Annotated in this window: 15 protein-coding genes and 1 pseudogene; 9 read left to right on the forward strand and 7 right to left on the reverse strand. The window is 71.1% G+C overall.

Going from position 1 to position 19,448, the window contains the following annotated elements; translation table 11 throughout:
- Positions 1 to 6 precede the first annotated feature (6 nt).
- From LUX31_RS07715 to LUX31_RS07745, 7 genes are read left to right on the forward strand one after another with little or no spacing between them, the layout of a single operon-like run.
- On the forward strand, positions 7 to 942 hold the full coding sequence (locus LUX31_RS07715) for a carbohydrate ABC transporter permease (RefSeq protein WP_235474028.1): 936 nt from the start codon (positions 7 to 9) through the stop codon (positions 940 to 942).
- Positions 939 to 1,820 carry a carbohydrate ABC transporter permease gene (locus LUX31_RS07720; protein ID WP_235474029.1) on the forward strand — a complete coding sequence of 294 codons (882 nt, stop codon included), beginning with the start codon at positions 939 to 941 and terminating at the stop codon, positions 1,818 to 1,820. The genes LUX31_RS07715 and LUX31_RS07720 overlap by 4 nt, the downstream gene beginning before the upstream one ends.
- Before the next feature lie 5 nt (positions 1,821 to 1,825).
- On the forward strand, positions 1,826 to 3,232 hold the full coding sequence (locus tag LUX31_RS07725) for a carboxylesterase family protein (RefSeq protein ID WP_235479831.1): 1,407 nt from the start codon (positions 1,826 to 1,828) through the stop codon (positions 3,230 to 3,232).
- 17 nt (positions 3,233 to 3,249) lie between these two features.
- Positions 3,250 to 4,380: an ROK family transcriptional regulator gene (locus LUX31_RS07730; RefSeq protein ID WP_235474030.1), complete on the forward strand. Its 1,131-nt coding sequence runs from the start codon at positions 3,250 to 3,252 to the stop codon at positions 4,378 to 4,380.
- 46 nt (positions 4,381 to 4,426) lie between these two features.
- Positions 4,427 to 5,959, forward strand: coding sequence for a GMC oxidoreductase (locus LUX31_RS07735; protein WP_235474031.1), 1,533 nt, complete (start codon positions 4,427 to 4,429; stop codon positions 5,957 to 5,959).
- Between the two features lie 39 nt (positions 5,960 to 5,998).
- A complete protein-coding gene (locus tag LUX31_RS07740; protein WP_235474032.1) occupies positions 5,999 to 6,607 on the forward strand; it encodes a nucleoside deaminase in 609 nt (202 codons plus the stop codon).
- Positions 6,604 to 7,617 (forward strand): sugar phosphate isomerase/epimerase family protein, encoded by a 1,014-nt coding sequence (locus tag LUX31_RS07745; RefSeq protein ID WP_235474033.1) that lies wholly within the window; start codon positions 6,604 to 6,606, stop codon positions 7,615 to 7,617. The genes LUX31_RS07740 and LUX31_RS07745 overlap by 4 nt, the downstream gene beginning before the upstream one ends.
- Positions 7,618 to 7,630: 13 nt before the next feature.
- Here LUX31_RS07745 and LUX31_RS07750 read toward each other — a convergent pair.
- The 3 genes and pseudogenes from LUX31_RS07750 to LUX31_RS07760 all read right to left on the reverse strand — a co-directional run.
- Positions 7,631 to 7,981 (reverse strand): annotated as a pseudogene (locus LUX31_RS07750) (acyl-CoA dehydrogenase family protein); the annotation flags it as partial.
- A 122-nt stretch (positions 7,982 to 8,103) separates the two neighbouring features.
- On the reverse strand, positions 8,104 to 9,336 hold the full coding sequence (locus LUX31_RS07755) for a cytochrome P450 (RefSeq protein ID WP_235474034.1): 1,233 nt from the start codon (positions 9,334 to 9,336) through the stop codon (positions 8,104 to 8,106).
- 297 nt (positions 9,337 to 9,633) lie between these two features.
- Positions 9,634 to 10,680 (reverse strand): DUF2278 family protein, encoded by a 1,047-nt coding sequence (locus LUX31_RS07760; RefSeq protein ID WP_235474035.1) that lies wholly within the window; start codon positions 10,678 to 10,680, stop codon positions 9,634 to 9,636.
- 232 nt (positions 10,681 to 10,912) lie between these two features.
- On the opposite strand from LUX31_RS07760, the gene LUX31_RS07765 reads away from it, so the two are divergent.
- Positions 10,913 to 11,353, forward strand: a complete 441-nt coding sequence (locus tag LUX31_RS07765) for an SRPBCC family protein (RefSeq protein WP_235474036.1) — start codon at positions 10,913 to 10,915, stop codon at positions 11,351 to 11,353.
- Between the two features lie 6 nt (positions 11,354 to 11,359).
- On the opposite strand, the gene LUX31_RS07770 is transcribed toward LUX31_RS07765, so the two are convergent.
- The 3 genes from LUX31_RS07770 to LUX31_RS07780 form a co-directional block, all read right to left on the reverse strand.
- Complete coding sequence (locus LUX31_RS07770; RefSeq protein ID WP_235474037.1) at positions 11,360 to 13,876, reverse strand: hypothetical protein; 2,517 nt, start codon at positions 13,874 to 13,876, stop codon at positions 11,360 to 11,362.
- Complete coding sequence (locus LUX31_RS07775) at positions 13,869 to 14,912, reverse strand: hypothetical protein (RefSeq protein WP_235474038.1); 1,044 nt, start codon at positions 14,910 to 14,912, stop codon at positions 13,869 to 13,871. The genes LUX31_RS07770 and LUX31_RS07775 overlap by 8 nt, the downstream gene beginning before the upstream one ends.
- A 96-nt stretch (positions 14,913 to 15,008) precedes the next feature.
- On the reverse strand, positions 15,009 to 16,475 hold the full coding sequence (locus tag LUX31_RS07780; RefSeq protein WP_235474039.1) for a hypothetical protein: 1,467 nt from the start codon (positions 16,473 to 16,475) through the stop codon (positions 15,009 to 15,011).
- 80 nt (positions 16,476 to 16,555) lie between these two features.
- Here LUX31_RS07780 and LUX31_RS07785 point away from each other — a divergent pair, with 80 nt between their 5' ends.
- Entirely contained in the window at positions 16,556 to 18,331 is a 1,776-nt protein-coding gene (locus LUX31_RS07785; RefSeq protein ID WP_235474040.1) for a hypothetical protein, read from the forward strand.
- On the opposite strand, the gene LUX31_RS07790 is transcribed toward LUX31_RS07785, so the two are convergent.
- The gene (locus tag LUX31_RS07790) at positions 18,277 to 19,434 is read right to left on the reverse strand and encodes an XdhC family protein (protein WP_235474041.1); all 1,158 of its coding nucleotides are present in this window, start codon (positions 19,432 to 19,434) and stop codon (positions 18,277 to 18,279) included. The genes LUX31_RS07785 and LUX31_RS07790 overlap by 55 nt on opposite strands.
- Positions 19,435 to 19,448: the final 14 nt, after the last annotated feature.

Genomic DNA, 19,448 nt, shown 5'->3' on the forward strand with positions numbered 1-19,448 from the left:
CCGACGATGACCACCATCAGTCCGGGGGCGCCGCGCCGAGCGCGCCGCTCCCGGGGCGCCCGGAGCACCCGGGGCGGTCGGCGAACCGCCGTCGCCTGGCTGTTCCTCGCGCCGTTCGGTGTCGTGTTCCTCCTCTACACGGCGATCCCCACCGTCGCCGCGCTCGGTTTCAGCCTCACCGACCTCCGGGGCGCGGATCTGCGGCACCCGTTCGCGGTCAACTTCACGGGCCTGGACAACTATCTCCGGCTGTTCCAGGACGAGAGCTTCCTGCGGGACATCCTCAACACCGCCGTCTTCGTGGTGGTCGGTGTGCCGCTGACGATGGGGCTCGGATTCGCGCTGGCCGTCGCGTTGAACTCCGGTATCCGGCGGCTGCGCGGGGTGTTCCGTACGGTCTTCTTCGCGCCGGTCGTCACCAACGTCGTGGCGGTGGCCCTGATCTGGCAGTACGCCTTCAACGCCGACGGCACCGTCAACAAGGTGCTCGGCGCGGTCGGCCTCGCCGGGCCGAACTGGCTGGACGACCAGAACCTGGCGATGCCCGTCGTCATCCTGCTCGGCATCTGGCGCAACTTCGGTACCGCGATGGTGCTGTTCCTCGCCGGGCTGCAGGCGATCCCGCAGGACGTGTACGAGGCCGCCGCCCTCGACGGGGCGGGCCGCTGGCGGCAGTTGAGGCACATCACCCTGCCCCTGCTGCTGCCGACCACCCTCATGGTGTCGGTGCTGCTGACCGTCTTCTATCTCCAAGTCTTCGACGAGCCCTATCTGTTGACCAACGGCGGCCCGTTGGGCTCCACCGAGTCGATGGCGCTGTACACCTACCGCCAGTTCGGCTCGGGCGAGTTCGGGGTCTCCTCGGCCGCGTCCTTCGTGATGCTGCTGCTGGTGGCCCTGGTGAGCATCGTCCAGTTCCGACTGCTGAGGTCCCGCTCATGACCGCCCTCACCGCACCGGCGAACGCCCACGCGACCACCGACCTGGCCGCCGCGCCCCGACGCTCCCTCTCCCGGCCGCTGCTGTACGGCGCGCTGGTGGTCTGCGCGCTGCTCACCCTGCTCCCGTTCGTCTGGGTGGCCAGCGGCTCGCTGCGCAGCCTCGACGAGATCCGCTCCGACCCCGGCGCCTGGCTCCCGCACCACGTCACCCTCGACAACTTCACCCGGCTGTTCCGGACCGAGGGTTTCGGGCAGTTCCTCGCCAACAGTGTCGTGGTCGCGGCCCTCGTGGTGGCCGGCAACATCGTGGCCGCATCCGCCGCCGGTTACGCGCTCGCCAAGCTCGAATTCGCGGGCAAACGGCTCGCGTTCGGCGCGGTGATGGCTGCGATGATGGTGCCGCTGACCACGGTGTTCGTCCCGCAGTTCGTACTCACCGTGGACATGGGGCTCGCGGACACCCTGACCGGAATCGCCCTGCCCGGCGTCGCGTTGCCGCTGTCGGTGTTCATCATGCGGCAGTACGCGATGTCCGTCCCCGACGAGCTGCTGGAGGCGGCGCGGATCGACGGCGCGGGCGAGTTCCGGATCTTCTTCCGCATCTTCCTGCCACTGGCCGGCCCGGCGGTCGCGACGATCACGATCATGTCGTTCCTCACCTCGTGGAACAACTTCATCTGGCCGCTCATCGTCGCCCAGAGCATGGACACCTACACGCTCCCGGTGGGCCTCGCCGCGACCAGCCAGGCCGCCGCCCACGTCACCGACTACGGCCTGCTGCTCGCCGGCGCGATCGTCGTGATGCTGCCGGTACTGGTGCTCTTCCTCTTCCTCCAGCGCTACTTCGTCCAGGGCATCTCCGGATCGGGAATGCGGTGACCGCCATGGACGACGCCGCCGACATCGCCGTCACCGTGTACTCCCCCGCCGGTCCCGTCGTCGGCCGTCGCACCGGCCCCGTACAGCGCTTCCTCGGCATCCCGTACGCCCAACAGCCCACCGGCGTACGGCGGTTCGCGGCGCCGGTCCGACGCGACCGGTTCCCGGAGCCGTTCGACGCGTCCCGGCCCGGGCCCACCTCGCAGCGCGTTCCGCTGTTCCCCACGACCACGATTCCGGAGCCGTCGGTGCCCGGCGACGACATCCTGAACCTCTCCGTCGTCGCCCCGGCTCCCGCCGACGATCACGTGCCCTGCCCGGTCCTGGTGTGGATCCACGGTGGCGGCTTCCTCGCGGGCAGCCCGGCGAGTCCCTGGTACGACGGCCGTTCCTTCGCCCGGGACGGCGTCGTCTGCGTCACCGTCGGCTACCGGCTGGGCGTCGACGGATTCGCCCCGCTGGACGGCGTACCCACCAACCTCGGTCTGCGCGACCTGCTGCTCGCACTCGACTGGGTCCAGGAGAACATCGGCGCGTTCGGCGGTGATCCGGGCCGGGTCACCGTCGCGGGTCAGTCGGCCGGGGGCGCGGCGGTGCTCGCGCTGCTCTCGTCGCCCACCGCGAGCGGCCTCTTCCAGCGGGCGGTCAGCCTGTCCGGCGGCCTCTTCGACGGGGACGGAGACGGGGCCCGCGAGTTCGTCGAGCGGCTCGGGGAGCGGGTGGGCGTGCCGTCGACACTGGCCGGGTTCGGCAGCCGTACCGAGGAGCAACTCCAGGAAGCCGTGGTCGCCCTGCGGGACGAACTCGGCGCCGGCATCCTCCCGTTCAGCCCGATCGTCGGCGACGACATCCTGCCGGTGCCGGTCGCCGACGGACTCACGCGGCACGGACACGACGTACCTCTGCTGCTCGGCGCGACGGGCGACGAGTTCGACTGCGGTGCCGCACCGGAGAACGCGCACCCGAGCCCGTACAGCCCCGCCGAACTCGCCGCCGCCCGCGCGGCGGGCACCCGGGTGACGGACACCCTGTTCCGCGCCGCCCGTCCACGCGTGGCGGCGGCGCGTCGTGACGCGGACGCCGGTACCTGGCTGTACTCCTTCGAGTGGCCCTCCCCCGCGCTCGGCGGCGCCGCGCACTGCGTGGACATCCCGTTCTTCTTCGACCTGCTCGACGCACCGGGCTGCGCGGAGGCGCTCGGGCCGTACCCGCCCATGGAGTTGGCCACCGCCATGCACACCGATCTCGTCGGCTTCGTCCACGGCCGGGAGCCGGGCTGGGCGCGGGCGACCGGTGGGCCGGGGGATCCGGCGCGCGAGTACGGTCGGCCCGGCGCGGCGATCGTGGCCGACACCACGGGCGTGTTCGATCCCGTCGTACGGGCGGTGTCCGGGGTGGTGGAGGCGTGCTGAGGTCCGGGATGAACGGCATGAACCAGACCGCGGTCCGACGCGTCAACACCTCGGTGATCCTGCGGGCGTTGGCGGTGTCGGCCGAGCCGATGACGCTCACCGCGCTCGCCGAGCGGGCCGGTCTCTCGCGCCGCACCATCGAACTCATCCTGGACTCGCTCGTCGAGGCGGGCTGGGTGACGGAGTTGGAGCGCGTACCGACGAGCGGCTCCGCGGGACGCCCCGCACGACGGTACGAACTGCGGGCCGAACACGCCCTGTTGGCGGCGGCGCAGATCACCACCTCGGGCGCGTCCGCGGTCGTCGCCGATGTCCGCGGCCGTATCCTCGGCCGGGCCCACCGGCCGCTGCGCGCCTACCAGGATCCCCAGGCCACCCTGGACGACGTGGCGGCGCTGGTCCTGGAGGCACTCGACGACGCGGGCGGGTCGGTGGACCGGCTGCGGGCCGGCGCGGTCGCGGGCCTCGGTGCCATCGACGACGACGGAGTCGTACGCCGACTGGTCCACACGACACGGTGGGAAGGCGTGAACCTGCCCGAGGAGCTCACGCGACGCATCCGGGTACCGTGGTTCGCGGACAACGACACCAACCTCGGTGCCCTCGCGGAGCGTTGGCGGGGCGTGGCCGGCGACCACGACAACGTCGTATGGGCGATGCTCGGGAACAGGACCGGACTCGGCATCCTCATCCGAGGGGCCGTGCACCGGGGTCTCGACGGCGCCGCGGGTGAGATCGTCGAGGCGGCCTCGATCCCGGCGAACTCGGTCGAGAACCACCCGGTGGCCTGGCTCACCTCACCCGATCCGGCCCAACGCGCGGTCGCGCTCGGCCGGTTCGAGGCGGCCCGCGAGGGTGACGCGACCGCGCTCGGCGAGGTCGACGAACTCGTGGAGCACATCACGTCGATCCTCACGACCCTGTCGTGGACCGTCGCGCCCTCGCTCATCGTGCTCGGCGGCGGCCTGGAGGAGGCGGCCGACGTGCTGCTGCCCCGAGTGCGCGCGGCGCTGCGCGAGGCCCGCAACCCCGCCGTCGAACTGCGTGCCACGATCCTGGGCCGCGACGCCCCGCTCGTCGGAGCCGTCAAGCTGGCCCTCGACCGCATGGACACCGAGCTGTTCGGCCCCCTCGTCCACAGCGCATAACGCCCTTCTTCGGCACCAACTGCTGTACAAGACATGGAGCTTCACTGTGACCGACACCCCCCACACCAATGTCCTCGTCGTCGGCAGCGGCATCATGGGAGCCGTCGTGGCCCGGCTGCTGCGGGACTCCGATCCGGCGCTGCGCATCACGATGGTCGACGGCGGCGAGGCGATCGGTACGGCACCTGGTGTGCATCTGCACGACGTCGACGACCCGGTCCTGTGGGAGCGCTACAACGAGCAGGTCACCAGCGGCATCCAGGGCATGTACCTGGGCGCCGAGGTGGTGCGCGAGATCGCGGACAGCCTCGACGCTCTGACGCCCGGCATGTTCCACGCGCTGGCCTTCGGCGAGGACGCCGAGGCGATGCCCGCGACGGCGCTCGCGTGGAACGCGGGCGGCATGGGGGTGCACTGGACGGCCGCGACGCCGTGGCCCGCCGGGGACGAGGTGTTCGACTTCGGCGACCCGGCCGGCTGGGCGGCCGATCTGGCCACCGCCCACCGGATGCTGGCGGTCACGCCCGCCCCGATCGGCCCGACCGAGGTCGGTGAACTGGTCCTCGACGTCCTGCGTCGGCGCTACGACGGCACCGGACCCCACGACCGGCGTCCGCAGCCCATGCCCATGGCGGTCACCGCGACGCCCTCGGGCCCGCTGCCACGCACCGCCCCGGGGACGATCTTCCCTCCGATCGCGGCAGGCGGGGACCCCGCGTTCACCCTGGTCACCGGTACCCTCGCGACCTCGCTCATCGTGTCGGAGGACGACGGCCGGGTCGCCGGCGCCCGGCTGCGGCGCGTCACCGACGGCGCCGAGTCCGAACTCCGCGCCGACACCGTGGTGGTGTGCGCCGACGCGCTGCGCACCCCGCAGCTCCTGTTCGCCTCGGGCATCCGCCCCGACGCCCTGGGCCGCCACCTCAACGAGCACGCCTTCGTCACCGGCCGAGTGCTGCTCGACCTCGACCGGTTCGGCATCGCCCTCGACGCCCTGCCGCTGGCCCGCGTCGGCGAGTCCTGCACGGACTCGCTCTGGCTGCCGCGGAACGGAGCGGCACAGCCGTTCCACGGTCAGATCATGAACCGGACGTACGTGGACGAGGCCGGCCGCCCCCTCGCCCACAACGTGGGCCTCGCGCTCTACGTCCCCGTGGAGTCGCGCCCCGAGAACCGGCTCGTGTTCTCGGAGTCGGCCACCGACCTCGCGGGACTGCCGCGCATAGGCGTCGAGTTCGACTACTCCGACGCCGACCGGGCACTGCTCAGGCGCGCGCTGGACGAAGTCCGGGCGATCGCCGAGGAGTTCGGCCCGTTCGATCCGGCGACCGAGTCGGCGCTGCTGCCGCCCGGCTCCTCGCTGCACGTGACCGGTACGGTCCGCTCGGGTACGGCCGACGACGGCACCAGCGTGTGCGACCCGGACGGCAGGGTGTGGGGCTTCGACAACCTGTACCTCGCCGGCAACGGCGTGATCCCCACGGCGATGGCCGCCAACGTCACCCTCACGGGCGCGGTGACGGCCGTACGGGCGGCCCGTGCCGTCGCGGCACACCGCACCGCGCTCACCGCGCACTGACCTCTACTGAACCGCCGTACTTCGCAAGGGAGTTGGACCGTGATCGAGATCGCGAGGGAATACCGGGTGGCGCTGCCGGCCTGGATCGACGACGAGTTGGCGGACGTACCCGGCGTCGTCCCGGACCGCGACGACCGGATGCGTCTCGTGCACCGGCTGGCGGACCGCAACTGGCGTGAGGGCAACGGTGGTCCGTTCGCGGCGCTCGTCGCCGAGCAGGACACCGGCCGGATCGTCTCGGTCGGCGTGAACGTCGTCCTCGCCTCCGGTGTCTCCAGCGCGCACGCCGAGGTCGTCGCCCTCGGGCTGGCCCAAACGGCCGTCGGCGGCTGGGACTTGGGCGGCGACGGCCTGGCGGCGCACGAGCTGGTCGTCAACTGGCGTCCGTGCGTGCAGTGTTACGGCGCGACCCTATGGTCTGGGGTGCGTGGTCTGGTGGTCGCGGGCGAGGGACCGGAACTGGAGGAGATCACCACGTTCGACGAGGGTCCGCTGGGCGCGGACTGGGCCGAGCAGTTCGAGGCGCGTGGCATCAAGGTCGTACAGGACGTGCTGCGGGAGGAGGCGCTCGCCGTGTTCCGGAACTACCGGGACGCCGTCGACGCCGACGGTGTGGTCGTCTACAACGCCCGTGGCGGTGCGGAGTGACTCTGCCGACCGCCCACGCTGAACCGCGGTTCGCCACCGACGTCATCACCTTCTACCACCCGGCGTTCTGGGGCCTCGAAACCACGGACGCCGTACGGGAGTTGGCACTCGCCGACCCCGGGGGCTTCTGGGCGCGGGTACTCGATGCGCTGGCCGAGGCCGGGGTCACCGGTATCGAGCTGACCTTCGCGCCCGGCGACATCGAGTCGGCCCTGCGGGCGTTCGGCAGCGCGTCCTCGTTCCGGCGCGCGCTGGAGGCACGGGGACTGGGCGTGGTGAGCGCCTTCGTCGCCGGGAGCGACGCCCCCGACTGGCGGCAGGGCGACAACCTGCCCGCGATCGTCGCCGACGCCGAGCGACGCGCGGCCTTCCTCGCCGAGGTCGGGGCGGACCTGCTGATCGCCGGGCTGCCCATGCGGACGACGTTCGGGACGCGCCCGCCGTTCTTCGTCGACGCCGCGTACATGTCCCGGATGGCCGACATCGCCCACGCGGTCGGCGACGCGGTCGCCCGGCACGGCGTGCGGCTCGCCTTCCACACGGAGTCCAACAGCACGCTCTGGTACGAGCGGGACATCGACCTGTTCATGGCGCTGACCGACCCGCGCTATGTGTGGCTGTGCCCGGACTCGTGCCACATCGCGCTCGGCGGCGGCGATCCGGTGGCCGTCGCGCGTCGGCACGCGCAGCGGATCGCACTGGCGCACTGGAAGGACGCGGTCCGGCCGATAGACGTCGAACTCACCATCGACGACACGGTGTTCACCCAGCAGCAGCCCTACATGACGGAACTGGGCACGGGCATCGTGGACTGGCCCGGCTGGGCCGACGCGATGTCCCGCACACCCGGCGCGAGCACGGTGCTCATCGAGCTGGACGAGGCACCGGATCCGGTGGCTGCGCTGCGGGCGGGGGTGGCTGTCGCGCGACGGGCCCTCGCCGCCATCCGCGCCGGTACCTCCTCCCTCGCCCTCTACGGCCTCAGGGAACAGACGGGGCAGGGTTCATGACGTCGAGTCAGATTCAGCTGTCGAGTCCGCCCCGCTTCACCAACTGGCTCGCGATCACGTTCCGCTGGATCTCGTTCGTACCCTCGCCGACGATCATCAACGGCGCGTCGCGGAAGTAGCGTTCGACATCGAACTCGGTGGAGTAGCCATAACCATAGTGAATGCGGACGGCGTTGAGGGTGATCTGCATCGCGGTCTCCGAGGCGAACAGCTTGGCCATGCCCGCCTCCATGTCGGCGAGGTAGTTGCCGATGGACTGGTGCTGCCAGATCTGCTTGCCGAACGACTCACGCTGCTGCGCGTAGGCGAGGGCATCCTCGAAGGCCGCCCGGCCGACGCCCAGCGCACGGGCGGCGACCTGGAGTCACCTCTTTCACCAGAAAGCGCTTCCCCTCCCCTTTGAGGGACCCTAGGGAAGATCCGGATGTCAGAACAAGACCCGTGCACCGGTCGCTCGGTTGGTCACCGGGTCCGCGACCGGTCCTGTCACCAGGTCAGGTGCAGGCTCTCCGGAGATCGGTGGATCATCGTCGGGCGCATCGTGACCGGGTGGTCCTCGGACAGTCGCAGGCCCGGCAGACGGCTGGTCAACTCCCGCAGGGTGAGGCGGAGTTGTTCCCGGGCGAGCTGGGAGCCGGGGCAGGCGTGGGCGCCGAATCCGAAGGCGAGGTGGCGGGCGGGGGTGCGGGTGATGTCGAACTCGTCCGGGCCCGGATACCGGACACCGTCCCGGTTGGCCGCGCCGAAGGCGACGAACAGCGTTGTCCCGGCCGGGAGTTCGGTGCCCGCGAGGGTGACCGGGCGGGTGGTGACGCGGCGGAATCCCTGGACCGCGGCGTCGTACCGGGCGGCCTCCTCCACGGCGGCCGGGATCCGGTCCGGCTCGGCGCACAGCAGCTCCCACTGGTCCGGGTGCCGGAGCAGATGGAGGACCGTCGTGCCGATGAGGGCGGTGGTGGTGAGGTGCCCGGCGATCAGCAGGTTCTGGAGGTGGGAGGCGGCTTCGTGGCGCTGGTCGAGGGTGAGTTCGGTGTCTCCTCCGTCGTGGGCGACGGACGCGACGATCTCCGTACAGAGGTCCTCGCGGGGTTCGGTGTGCCGGGCGCGGGCGTACCGGTCGAGGATGCGCTGGGTCGCGACCACGTCCTCGGCGACGGCGATCTGTTCGTCCTCGGGCAAGGGCAGGAAGAGGAGTTCCTCCGCGCGGTAGCCGCCGTGCACGACAGCCGGGATGTCGACGGGGTCGAGTCCGACGATGCGGCCGATGACGTCTCCGGGCAGGCGTCGGGCGTACGCGGACATGAACTCGACGTGCTCGCCCTTGTGCTCACGGTTGTGTTCACGGTCTTCGTTGCGTCCGCCGTTCATGAACGCGTCGACCAGGGCGGCGGCACGCTCGGCGGCGTACGGCACGGCGGCGGCGACCCTGGCGGGCGAGAGGCCCCGGACGATCGGGGCACGCAGTTCCTGATGCTGGTCCCCGTCCGCGCCAACGACCACGGGCCGCCCGCCGAAGCCGCCGCCCAGCACGGCTAAGGCGGCGGGAGCCGGCATGACGTCGGGGCGCAGCGAACCGGCCGAGGAGAAGTCCTCGGCGCGGCGCAGCACTTCACGTACATCGGCGTCCCGGGCGACCAGCCAGGCGTCGAGTTCGGCGACGAAGGTCAGGCCCTGGGCGTCGCGGGCGCGGGTGTAGTGGGGATAGGGATCGCGCTGCAACTCGTCGAGTTTGTCGTGCGGTTGGTCTGATGTGCCGTGCGGTTGGTCTGCTGTGCCGTGGGATTGGTCGACTGCGTCGTGGGATGGACCGAGTGTTCCGTCAGGTTGGTCGAGTGTGTCGTGCGGTTGGCTGTCCACGCGGGCGCCCTCCGGCCGGGATACAGATCACGGGATACAGGTCACGGGATACAGGTCACGGGTCACGAGATCGCGCCCATGCTGCCGTACACCGTGCGGGGGCGGAAGCGGTCGACCGGGCACAACCGTGCCGCCCACCACGCCCGCCCGGTCCCCCGCTCAGAACACCACTGTCCAGCCCTCGCGTCCGGCGTCCTCGGCGGTGTAGGAGACGCCGTGCACCTTGAGGCCGGCCGCGTCCAGCAGGGTGATCTCCCCGCCGTGGTTGCCGAGTTGGGCGCCGCCGGTGAGCAGGACGGGGAGCGCGGCGCCCGCGGCGATCGGCACCGGCGGCAGCGGGCTGCTGTGGCCGAGCCGGTCGAGGAGCCGCCAGCCGGTGAGGTCGACGGTGGCCGGGGATGCGTTGAGGAGGGTGACCGTCTCGGCCTCGGGGGCGGGGCCGCGCGGGTTGACGAGGGCGCCGACGATCCGGATGGGCTGGGTTCCCGGTGCGGGACGCCCACCGCCGGTGTCCGTCCCCGTGTCGGGAGCCGTACCCGGGAGGGCGTGGCCGGTGCTGTCGTCGGTGTGCCACTTCTGGCTCTGGAAGGCGAGGAAGACGGCGACCCACCGCTCCTGGGCGGGCTCCTGCCCCGGGAAGCGGACGAGGAGCCCGCCGTCCTGCCAGACCCCGTCGTCGCCCTGGAAACGGCGGCTGTTGCCCTGGTTCATATGGATGTCGTGGACGCCGTTGCCGGGCAGAAAGCCGAAGATCTTGTCGCGGACGTCGGCCTCCGGCCCCCAGCGCTCGCCGAAGACGTACAGACGGGCGGCCGGGTCGTCGATCGCGCGTCGGACGTAGTGGTCGAGGAGGTCGGCGAGGTCGTTGTCGGGGCCTGCCACATCAGGCGGCAGGACGCGCATCTTCGACGGATCGAAGAGATTGCCCCGGACGAAGTCGAGGTTCGGGCCGCCGGGCCCGGCCGGAAGGCTGTTCCAGCCGCTCGCAAGACCCGCCAGACGGGCAGTGACAGGATGCCGGAGGTCGTCGTCGACGAGGTAGAGCAGTTCGTTCGGCCGCTCCTGCGACTTCACGTTGACGGAAGCGCGGTAGTGCGTGCCCTGATCGTCCGTCAACTCGATCTGATAGTGCGGTGTGTTGGCGGAACCCTCGCGACGGGCGTCGACGGCCCGTGCGATCAGTACGCCATAGGTCTTCAGCGGCATGACGAACAACTCCCCGTGAGCGTGGGTGGATTGCCGGATTGTCCACTCCTGCGGCAAATGTTAGTGCGTAGCGGCTCACCGTCCCCCGCCGCGACAGGAATTGACCGCCGGTGTCCGTCCTACGTCACCTCGTGAATGCGCGACTGGGCCATCTGTGTGAGTCACCTGTGAACAGGGGTCGCGGGACCCCGGATCGTGCCGTACCGCCCGCCGGGTTCCCTACGATCGTGCCGTGGTCAACTTCCTCCTCGAACGCACGGTGCCGCTCCCCCTCGACGAGGCCTGGCGCCGGCTCACGGAGTGGCCCCGCCACGCTTCCGTGGTCCCCCTCACCCGCGTCACGGTGCTCACGGCGCCGCCGACCCACGAGGGCACGGTGTTCGTCGCCCGCTCGGGCATCGGCCCCCTCGCCTTCGACGACCGTATGGAGGTCACCGTCTGGCGTCCCCCGACGGACGACACCCCGGGCCTCGTCCGCCTGGAGAAACGCGGCCGGGTCGTCCTGGGCTGGGCGGAGATCGAGGTCCGCCCGGGCCCCGGCGGGCGCTCACGGGTGGTCTGGCGCGAGGAGTTGCGCGTACGCCTGCTGCCGTCGCTGTTCGACCGTCTGCTGGAGTCGACGGCTCGGTATGTGTTCGGGCGGGCGGTGAACCGGCTGCTGAGGATGGGGTGACGGACGTCAGCCCGGTGCGCGTCGCTGCCGCTGGATGACGCTTCGCTGGTGCTCTTCGAAGAGCGAGCGCGCGGTGTCGTTCATGCTGACGGACGGGAAGTCGGTTGCTCCGCCGTACAGTTCAGGATCGCACACGGCAGCCTCCGGGTCGGCCCCGAGGGCCTGGTCGGCCTGCCGGGCCGAGAGCTCGACCCGGCACCGGTCCGCGTCGATCGCGACGATCCTGACGAACATCTCTTCGTCGGGTACGGCGGTAGGCACGTCTCCTAGGAGCTGGTCGACGGCCAGTTCCTCGATCCGTGCCAGTCCAACGACGCCGGCCGCCACGTGAACGAAGACCCCCGAGCGGTCGATCCTGATGACTTTGCCCCGGACGATCAGCCCTGGACGGTGGGTCTCCATAAAGCGCAGCCAGGGCATACCTCGGTTGCTCTGGAGCACGACGAACACCACGCCTCTCCTCCGGTCGACCGAGGCGACCCGGACCGTCACCACGTCACCGGTCTGGACGAGGACCGGCCCGAAGTCGGTGCGGTCGAGGAAGCCCAGGAAGCTCCCCAGGTCCACCGCGACGTCCTCCGACCGAACGCGCAGCACCGTACCGGTGCGCACATGTCCCACCTGCACATGGGCCAGCCAGTCCTCGGGCGCCAGAGCATCCGCCTCCACGAGCCAGGCACGGCGGGAGAGAACGAGGGAGCCGGAAGGAGGGATCCACGCCTTGGCGTCCAGGATCCTTCCCACGTATCGGTCTAGGTCCCAGAGCGGCTCCATCCCGATGTCCACCGTCGGCAGGAATGCGATCTCGTCCGCGACCTCCACCGCGAGACCTCCGTCGACTACTCCGACGACCAGGCCGGAGACCGTCGCACCGTCCGACGGCAGGCCGACTGCCCTCGCGAGGAGACGGCGTCGGGCGGCCTGTTCGAGCAGTGGTTCCCTCATGGAGAGGAGCAGCCGGCCCTCGCCGACTCGCTCGCGGCCGATGACGACGGCCTCCCTCACGGACCCGGCCTCCACGACTTCGCGGGGGAATTCACTGACAGGGACGAGGCCTTGGTGCATATCGTCGACCTCGACCTCCATCCCCTGCTGGTCGGACCGGGCCACGGTGCCGCGGACGAGGGAACCGAGGGCGATGCCTTCACTTCTCGGTGCGACCCGCACCACAGGACCGTGGAAGGTCATCGTCTGGAACCAGACCCCCCCGTCCCTCGGCGTAGGCGGCTGCCCCACCGCGCTCACCGCGTCCCTGAACGACCGGTACGCCTCCCCGTCCTCCCGCCAGTCCGCCGCCGAGTCCACCAGCGTCCGTACCAGTGTCGTACCGCCGAAGTCGCGTCCTCCCTCGTCGCCCATGGCCATCCGGTGGCAGGTGACGGCCGAGGCGTTCACCAGGCGCGTCACGGGGTGCCTCGCGCCCAGCAACTCGCTGAACTGCTCGGCCCGTTCGGCGAGGGCGTCGGCAGTGCGCCGCGCCTTCCCGGGCTCGGGCAGCGCGCGTACGGCCTCCACCTGGGCCGCGGCCAGGTTGGTCAGCGCGCCCACGGTACGGGGGTGCGCGGCGCCCAGCCGGACCTCAAGGCGCTGGGCCGTCGCACCGAGCAGCCGCACGGCCCGGTCCAGCCGGGCGGGCGACCGCACGGCGCGAGCGGCCTCGATCTGGACGGCGGCCAGGTCCGCCTGGACGGCGAGCGCCTTGGGGTGGTCCGCGCCGAGCAGGGTGGCCAGCCGCTGGGCGGCCACCTCGACGACCTTCACCACGGTCTCCAGGACTTCGGTGTCCCCGGCCTCGACGGCCGCTCCGGCCCGCACCATGGCGAAGCTCACGACGGTCAGGAAGGCGCGTGGATCCGAGGTGTCGAGGCGGTCGAGCACACGGCCCGTGCGGTCCGCGAGAGCCGACAGGGCACGGGCCGGGTGGTTGCCGTACTGCGGTGCGAAGCCCAGGAGTTGGTGCTCGACGGCGTCCAGGACTGTGTGGAGCGGCTGCAGCGCCGGGGCTTCGGGCTCGGGCAGCCGTTCGAGCAGGGCACGTGCGGCGAGCGCGTGGTCGACGGCGGAGTCGACATCGCCCAGGCTCAGTTCGACGGCGGCCAGGTTGACGTGTGTGGTCGCCGCGGCGGGCGAGAGGCAGGGCGTGCAGTACTGCTGTACGTAGTCGAGCACCGAGCGGGCGTCCGCCTGCTGCCCGAGCGAGATGCCCAGGACGCCGAGGCAGTTGATGAACGGCTCGCCCTGTTCGCCCCAGTCGGGCTCGGGTACACCGTGGGAGACGAGCCCCTCGAACAGCAGCCGGAACATCCGCTCCGCCTCCTGGCGCAGCCCGAGTTCGAGCAGCAGCCGGCCGAGGCGTACTCCCGCCGCGCCCGTGTCCGGGCCCCACCTCCCGCCGGCCAGGCAGTTCTCGGCGCTCATGTCGAGAAACCGCATCAGGTTGGCCACGCGTTCGAACCGCGTGCCGTCGAGGTCCCGCAGCGCGTCCTCGGCACATCGGACGGCCTCGTCCAGGGAGTCAACCACGCGTTTCCTCCCCCTTGGCGACTCGCACCACTTCGTCGAGCAGGGCGATCTGATGGGGCGGCAGGTCCCGTGGGTCGACGATGCCTGCCGCCGCCCAGTCCTGGAACTTGCGCAGTCCGAACTCCACGACAGCAGCCGTCGCCTCCACTTCGGCCAGCCGGGTTCCGCCGACCGGCGCGTCGGGCGGCCGGGGCCGATGGGGCTCTTCCGGTGGCTCGGGAGTCCATGCGGGGCCCGCCGATTCGACCGGCCCGGGCCGCCGCGCCGAACCGGTCGGCGTCGGCGCCCCGTGCGCCTCGGCCGGAGCGACCGCCCCGGGCGCTTCGCCCGGCCTGACCGGCACGGGCAGCCCGGACGGCCAAGGCTGCGGAAGCCCTGGGCCCGGCTCCCCTGCGGGTCCCTCGGGTACGCCCTCCCTGAGGAGTCCCAGCATGCGGTGCGGGTTGAGCGCGTCGAAGGCGTCGATGACACCGCCGATGTCCCCGGCCGCGAGCGATCCCCTTCGGTCGCCCCGTAGGCCTCGTGCGCTCTCGGATTCCAGGAGGACGCCCAGCACCGCGTCCTCCGCACCGGTTCCGCGTCGCTCGACGGGCCCACCCGCGTAGAAGTCGGCCCCGGTCGTCGCCAGAGGGCCCACGGTGAGTTCGAGGACCGACAGTGCGCGGTGGGCGCCGGCGCGACGGCAGTCGGGCAGGACGTCGTCCACCGTGCCGCTGAGCGGCGGGTGTTGGGGGCCGGGCCGGTAAGGGGCCTGCCAGAAGTCCCCTTTGACGGCACGGTCGGCCCGTGGCGTCGGATAGTCGGCACGCACCGGCGCGATCACATGGATCAGCGCGAGCCCCACGTCCTCGGCGATCTCGTCCACCACACCGCCGAGCCCGAGGCCTTCCGCGGTCGTCAGCTCCACCGCGCCGCCCAGGGCCAGTTCGCGCACGCAGCCGACCAGGGTCACCACGAAGTGCCGCGTGACGAAGAACCCGGCGCCGCACAGGAGGCCGTCCCGGGCGATGGCCACCCAGTATTCCTCGCGCCCCATCGGCTCCCTCTGGTCCGTCGCTTCCCGGCGCCGTCGCGGCATCGCTGCCCGTCACTCTCGGCGGCCCTGAGGCAGCGTACCGTCACGGACGCCGCCTCACCCCCGTCCCAGGACACGCCGGGCACCGGCGATCACCGCGGTGGCCAGCACCCAGCCGGACACCACCAGTACGACCGCCACCGCCTTGTCGACGCCCGCCGGATCCCAGCTCCCCCGGTATCCCAGGCTCGCGACGGGGATCAGGAGGTCCAGGCTGTACAGCACGGGATCCCAGGCCCGTTGGCCGTTTCCGCCGACCGGACGGGGCTGGTGGTGGGCGAACCACAGGGACCCCGCGGCTGCGAGGGACAGCAGCCACACCAGTGCCCGGCGCGGCGCGTATCCGTAGCCGAACAGCATGTCCTGGACCACGCCCCACACGCGGCCGGTGAGACGGTCGTGGCGGCGCAACTGCCGTTCGCGGGCGTGCCGTACGGTGCGTGCCGCGCGTTCGTCGCCGCCGGACTCGTACGCCTTGGCCAGTTGCTCGAACGAGCCGGCCCCGACACGTGCGTCGCGGGTGATCCAGCCGATGCGCGAGCGCACGTCGACCTGCTGGGCGGATTCGAGTCGCTTGTAGGTGAAGCCCTCCAGGAAGAGTTCGCCGGCGGCCGGCCAGGTCTCCGCGGAGTCGACGAGGACGTCGACCGTGGCGTCCTGCAACACCACCGGCCCGGCGGGCGGTTCGCGCAGGTCGAGTCTGAGCCGTGGCACGCGCAGCCGGCTCAGATGGAGTGAGCCCGCGGGCCCGGTGAGGACGCTGTCGTGGAAGGTCGCCACACCGCTCACCTCAGCCGCCCGCAACAGCACCTGTCCCGTGCTGCGGAATCCCCAGTCGGCGTACAGACCTCCCCCGCACACAAGTTCGGTGGCGTCGAGGCCGCCGACCTCGGCGCCGTTGAGGTTCACGGAGTACGCGACCCGCGCATCGCGCAGATAGAGGGCGCCCGAGCTGCGCAGTTGCCGGGCGTGCAGCGAGCCTCCGATGGAGAGGCGGGGAGCAAGCAGCGACCACAGGGAGTCCTCGGTCACGCGCAGGTCGACGAGGACGAGGTTGCCCGCGATGCGCGCGTCGGCGAGCTGGAGCACGCCTGCGGTCAGCCCCTCCCAGACCCTCCGCGGTCCCCGGGTGCCGCTGGCACGCGCGGTCGGGTCGGACAGCGGCCGGGATTCCGTGCCGTCGCCCCGGCCCAACCAGGCGCCTCGCAACAGCAGTTCGCCGTCGACGGCGAGACGGTCGGCGTACAGCGCGGGCATCCGTGAGCCGGAGAGGTCGAGGCTGCGAACGGCGAGCTCGGTCAACTGCGGAGGAGTGTCGAACTCGCAGTCGAGCAGCGCCAGTCCGAAGTCGAGCCGACGTCGGCTGAGATCGAGTTCGCCGCGCACGCGCAGCCCCTCGAAGCACAGGGGTTCATCGCTTCCGGCCTCCTGCCCGGCTATCAACTCCCGCAACCGGTCGGCGTCCACCGCCTCACCCCGGCGCGGCAGCCGCCCCGGTCGCCGAATCCCCCTGCGTCGTGCCATGGTGACCCCCTCCTTCTCCCCCGGACGGCATTTCACGTCCGGCACGTCCCCAACCCTCTTCCCACGTGGATACTGAATCGGTGGATCGATCTCCATTCGCCAGGTTCGGCGAGCGCGCGTCCGAACTGCTCGAAAGTTGGCAGACGCAGAATCACCGGAAGCTCAGCGCCCCCGCTTTTCTGGACGACGGCGGCAGCGGCGCCCTGCTGGCCTCCGTGACCGTGCGGGACAGTGACCCCCTCGAACAGCGCCGACGCAGGATGATCATCAAGCTGTGCGCCTCGGACGAGGAGGCTTCGGTGGAGCCCGGCGGTCTCAAGGCTGCATGGCTGTCCGGGCCAGCCAAGAACGAGTCGTGCCCCTCGTTCCCCGAGACGCATCTCGTCAAGCAGCTCTACGACCCGATGCCGGTGAACGACGCGTGGATGATGTTCCAGGAGATCGCGGGCGACGGGCAGGACATGGTGACGCTCGCCGCTGTCGTACGACAGCGGCAGTCACGGCTTCCCGACATCGCGGCGGCCGTCGCCGGGTCCCTGCTGTCCGACTGGAATCCGGACGACAAGGGCGGTGAGCCCATGACTGCCGCGGAGTTCGTCGCCGCGCTGCTCGACCGGCGGCTGGCACCGAACGGCCCGCTCGCGCAGTGGGCCCGCGACGAACTCGGGATCTCCTTCTCCGACGCGTCGATCACCCTGCCCGGAAGGTCCGGCACCCTGCCCAATCCCCTTCACCTGAAGGACGGTTGCGGGCTCTCCCGAGGCCAGGTGGAAGACCCGCTCCGTGGCCGCGCCCACGGCGATCTACACCCCGGCAACATCATGGTTCCCGAGCACCCGGACGCACCGGCCGACTCGTACCGGCTCATCGATCTGACCCGGTTCGACAAGGACGCGCTCCTCGTGCGCGACCCCGTCCACCTGATGCTGTACCTGGTCGGCGAGTTCCTGCCACACCTGACGGACGAGGCCCGGGAGGAAGTCCTCGCCCTGCTCCTCGGGCGGGAGGCGGACGGGCTGCTGATTCCGCAGGGGCTACGGCGCATCGTGGACGGGATACGGGACGCGCCGGGCCCCTGGCTGAAGATCCGGGCCCTCGGGCCGGGCTGGGCCGTGCAGTGGACGCTGGCGCTCCAGGCGTGCGCGCTGATGTTCTGCACCCGCAGCAAGAAGTACGACGACCGGGACCGCCGCTGGTTCTTCCGGCTCGCGGCGGAGGCGGCTGCGGAGTCCGACCGCCGCTTCGGGGTGGACTCCGCAACAGCGAGGGTGGTCAATGTGCGGCCACCGTCAGTGCCGACGGCGGCCGTGACCGGGCCCGCGGCCGACCGCGAAGCCACTCTTTTCGGCCGGACGACTGTCACTCACCAGCCGAGCACCACGCCCAAGACGCCGGAGACGGCCGACGGCGACGCGATCCTGCGTCTACTCGACGAGATCCGGTACACGTTCGAGCGCCCCCTGGAACAGCTGGCGTCAGCGCGTGCACTCTGGGTCGCACCTGAGCTGATGGAATCCATCAGGACGCGGGCCATCGGGTTCAAGACAGTTCTCGGAAGGCTACGACCGCCGTCCAAGATCGCGTGGAACAGAGTGGACGATATCCTCCGGTCGCTGCGCACGGTGGCAGACAAAGCGAACGATGTACGAAACTCTCTGGGACCGATATCGAAATTGAGCCTGACGCTGCCACAGCACCCTGCGAATCAAGGGCTGCAAGCCCTCGTAAATGCTTTGGACGATCTGTTGGGCGACGTCCGCTCCGCATGGTTCCTATTGTCCCCACCGACCTCTGAACCGACTCAGGCAACCACCCCGATCCGCCCCACCGATGCCGACGCCGAGGTGACGTCATGATGGATCGGCGTATGCGCCCCGGTAAGCGAACCCCCACTCCCGCCCCGCCTGTTGGCAACGATCTCCGACGCGATCGACAACGCCGTCTCCTCAGGCGTACGAGCGCCGAGATCCAGCCCGATCGGTGACCTCAGCCGCGCCAACTCCAGCTCCGTCACGCCGACTTCGCGCAGCCGCTCGTTCCGGTCGAGGTGGGTCCGGCGGGAGCCCATCGCGCCGATGTACGCCACCGGCAGGCGCAGGGCGAGTTGGAGCAGGGGTACGTCGAACTTGGCGTCGTGGGTGAGGACGCACAGGACCGTACGGGCGTCCACCGGCGTCCGTTCCAGGTACCGGTGCGGCCACTCGACGACGATCTCGTCCGCGTCGGGGAAGCGGGCGGGCGTCGCGAAGACCGGGCGGGCGTCGCACACCGTCACGTGGTAGCCGAGGAACTTGCCGATGCGGACCAGCGCCGACGCGAAGTCGATCGCGCCGAACACGATCATGCGGGGCGGCGGCACCGACGACTCGACCAGCACCGTGAGCGGTGCTCCGCAACGAGAGCCCTGCTCGCCGATCTCCAGGGTGCCGGTGCGGCCCGCGTCGAGGTAGGCGCGTGCCTCGGCAGCCACCGTGCGGTCCAGCTCGGGGTGCGCGCCGAAGCCGCCCTCGTACGAGCCGTCCGGGCCCACGAGCAGAGCGCGGCCCAGCAGTTCCGCCGGGCCGGAGACGATCCGTGCCACGGCCGCCGCCTCCCCGCCCACGGCGGCGCCCAGAGCCGACGCCAGCACCTTGCGGACGGGATCCGACGCCCGTACCGGCGTCACCAGGATGTCGATGATCCCGCCGCACGTCAGACCCACCGCGAACGCGTCCGCGTCGCTGTAGCCGAAGCGTTCGAGGACCGACTCGCCATCCGCCAGGGCCTGTTGGCACAGTTCGTACACCGCGCCCTCCACACAGCCGCCCGAGACCGAGCCGATCGCCGTGCCGTCGGCGTCCACCGCGAGGGCGGCACCCGGCTGGCGGGGCGCACTGCCGCCCACGGCCACCACGGTGGCCACGGCGAAGTCACGGCCCTGCTCGACCCACCGGTGCAGTTCTTCGGCGATGTCCAGCATCTCGGTCTCCTCAT

The sequence above is a fragment of the Streptomyces sp. GQFP genome (assembly GCF_021545335.1).
Taxonomy (GTDB): domain Bacteria; phylum Actinomycetota; class Actinomycetes; order Streptomycetales; family Streptomycetaceae; genus Streptomyces.

Coding starts and splice junctions, on each gene's coding strand:
- LUX31_RS07715 (WP_235474028.1), top strand. CDS start 7: ATGACCACCATCAGTCCGGGGGCGCCGCGCCGAGCGCGCCGCTCCCGG.
- LUX31_RS07730 (WP_235474030.1), top strand. CDS start 3,250: ATGAACCAGACCGCGGTCCGACGCGTCAACACCTCGGTGATCCTGCGG.
- LUX31_RS07725 (WP_235479831.1), top strand. CDS start 1,826: ATGGACGACGCCGCCGACATCGCCGTCACCGTGTACTCCCCCGCCGGT.
- LUX31_RS07790 (WP_235474041.1), bottom strand. CDS start 19,434: ATGCTGGACATCGCCGAAGAACTGCACCGGTGGGTCGAGCAGGGCCGT.
- LUX31_RS07760 (WP_235474035.1), bottom strand. CDS start 10,680: ATGCCGCTGAAGACCTATGGCGTACTGATCGCACGGGCCGTCGACGCC.
- LUX31_RS07775 (WP_235474038.1), bottom strand. CDS start 14,912: ATGGGGCGCGAGGAATACTGGGTGGCCATCGCCCGGGACGGCCTCCTG.
- LUX31_RS07780 (WP_235474039.1), bottom strand. CDS start 16,475: ATGGCACGACGCAGGGGGATTCGGCGACCGGGGCGGCTGCCGCGCCGG.
- LUX31_RS07720 (WP_235474029.1), top strand. CDS start 939: ATGACCGCCCTCACCGCACCGGCGAACGCCCACGCGACCACCGACCTG.